At 56.4% G+C, this 2,486-nt stretch carries 1 protein-coding gene; it reads right to left on the minus strand.

Annotated elements, in window-relative coordinates; translation table 11 throughout:
* On the minus strand, positions 1 to 2,486 hold a 2,486-nt coding region (locus WMO26_RS13425), incomplete at both ends, for an RICIN domain-containing protein (RefSeq protein WP_349221141.1).

The following is a 2,486-nucleotide window of genomic DNA, read 5'->3' on the forward strand; positions in this document are numbered from 1 at the left end:
CCGTTGGTGGAGGAGCCGGTGCGCAGGTCCATCACCATTCCCGGTGCATAATGCATGGGCTTAAACTTGAAGTAGCCTCCTCCTACGTCAATGGCCATCCATTTTTGTTGAGCTCCCCCGTCGTACCACGCTTGCTGAATAAGCGTCCCTCCAGATCCATGCGATCCGGTTACATCCAGGTATTTGCCTGAGCCCCTATTTCGGATGTAGTAGACCCGGCCGTCGGTGACCGCGGTGGAGGTAATGTCGTGCTGTACCGTCGCTTCCACCGGATTGCCGTATTGGTCGTATTGGAACAAGGTCTTGACGCCTTCGGAATTGCGGGCGGACAGTAGGTTCGACTTCTTGTTGAAGTCATAGCTGTACTCAAAGGAAGTACCCGTGGGGTCGGTCAGCTTCGCCAGCCGGTCGTCGTTATAGGTAAAACCGTTGGCTGTCGCCGCGTCCGCCGCGGAAACCACATTGCCTTCATCATCGTAAACGTAGCTTTGCCCGTTGTCCTTGATCAGCTGGATGTCGTCGAACCAGGCGGTGTTCAGGTTGTCCCCGTAGAAGATGTACAGGTCGATGCGGGTATAGTTACGCGTGGTGGACGGATCCTCGTCCGCCGTATTCACGATCACGCTGCCGAACTGCCAGTCGGATACGTAAGGGTTAAAGTCATAGGTATTCCAGCGCGCGGTGGAACCGCTTGCGTCCGGCGAATCGTAGATGACCGCTGCCGAGATCCGGAATTCCCGGCCCGGGATGGTGCTTCCCTTGGCCCAGCCGCTGAAAGAGAACACGTCCCCCTCCTTGCCGGAGACGTTGATGTTTTGCTGGATAAACTTGCGTTTTTCCAGCTCGCCGGTGATCTTCACCGCCTTGCCGCCGTTCCAGTGGTCGGTGGTAATCCCGTCCGCAGAGCCGAACAAATCCGATCGCCAGCCACGGAAGTCAGCCCCGTCGGTCCGCTCAAAGCTGGGGTTGTTCACCAGGTTAAACTTGTTGGGCACTTCCCCCTCTTCCAGCTGGAAGCAGTCAAACCAGGCGATACCCGTGGTGTTGCAGATGGCCCCGTAAATCCGGTAGGTGGTCCCTGCCGCCCCGTCGAAGGTCACATAGAGCCGCTGCCAGCCGTTTTCGATGGCAGGGTCGCTGGTGCCGGTAACAAACTCGGAAAATTGCAGCGAACCGATCCAATTCCCCGCGCTGTCCACCGGGACTGCGATCAGGGTAGCGCCGGTCCCACCATAGCCGGTGTCCACCACATTTTCCGTGTTCACATAGGCGGACAGGGTGTATTTCCCGGTGGTAGACAAGGTAATGTCCTGAGCTACGCCGCAGGAAGAATCCGCCGTCCCCTTGCTCACCGAGATGGAGGTGTTCCCCAGGTATCCTTTGTCATAGGTGCGGACCACCCCATACTCGTAATTGGGATCGCCGCTCATCCTTTGCGCAATCCAGTTGTCGCCCACGTTGTCAAAGCCTGGATTATCCACAAAGTTCAAAATGTTCTTCTGAGTAGAGCCAGAGCCCAGGAGGCTGTTGTGCTTTTGCATGTCCGCGTCCGAGCTGGTCGTTGTGGAAGCGGTAAAATACTGGTACGTATTGGCGCTGCCTTCGGAATCGTGTGCGTCGGTGCAGCGACCGAGATTGTCGAAATGATAGGTGTAGGTGCGGTTGTCGCCGGCAGTATCGATATTGCCGTCCGGGCCCCCGTCGCTAATTGTGGTAACAAGGCCGTTATTATATTGTATATGGTGGGTTATCCCCACGTTATTGCCGCTGATCTCCCGCACCTGGGTAACTCTAGCCACACCCATGTCATTCGAATAGGTGTATTCTAGCGAATAGCCGTCTATGCCGATGACTTTCACCAGCTTGTGGTCCGAATCATACTGAAATTGCGTCACTTCTCCGTCCGGGTAGGTGATGCTGGTCAGGTTGCCGGTGCCGTCGTAATGGTACTGATAGGCGCGGCCCGCCTCATCGGTGATTTTCGTGAGCTTGCGATAACCAGGACCGTACTCAAAGGTGAGCATATGCCCGGCCCCGTCGGTCAGGTTGCCCAGGTAGTTTTCCCCCAGATCGTCTGCCACCGGGCCGTTGTTGTAGTTGACCCGGTTGTCGTCGTTGGGGTCCCGGTACTGCCGCAGGTCGCCCCATCTGTCAAACCGCATCACGGCCTTGTCCTTGGTGGTGACCACGTATTTAATTTCTCCGTCTTCCGGATTAAGCACCTGCATCTCCAGGCCAAGGCCGTCCTCGTCCTTGTAGACATCGCCTTCTTTGTACAAATAATGCCGGGTTCCGTCCTCATCCACATAGTAATAGGGAAATTCTATCCCGCCCGTCGGCGGAAGGCCCGATACCTCGATGCTTTGCTTGACGTTCAGCGTCCAGCCGTTGCCGAAACGGGTTTCCGTTCCACGATCGTTTGCGTTATATACGTGATTGACACCAACCGGCAAACGGGAACCGCTGGTAGCGGTATCGCCGATGGT

The sequence above is a fragment of the Solibaculum intestinale genome (assembly GCF_040096205.1).
GTDB lineage: Bacteria > Bacillota > Clostridia > Oscillospirales > Acutalibacteraceae > Solibaculum_A > Solibaculum_A intestinale.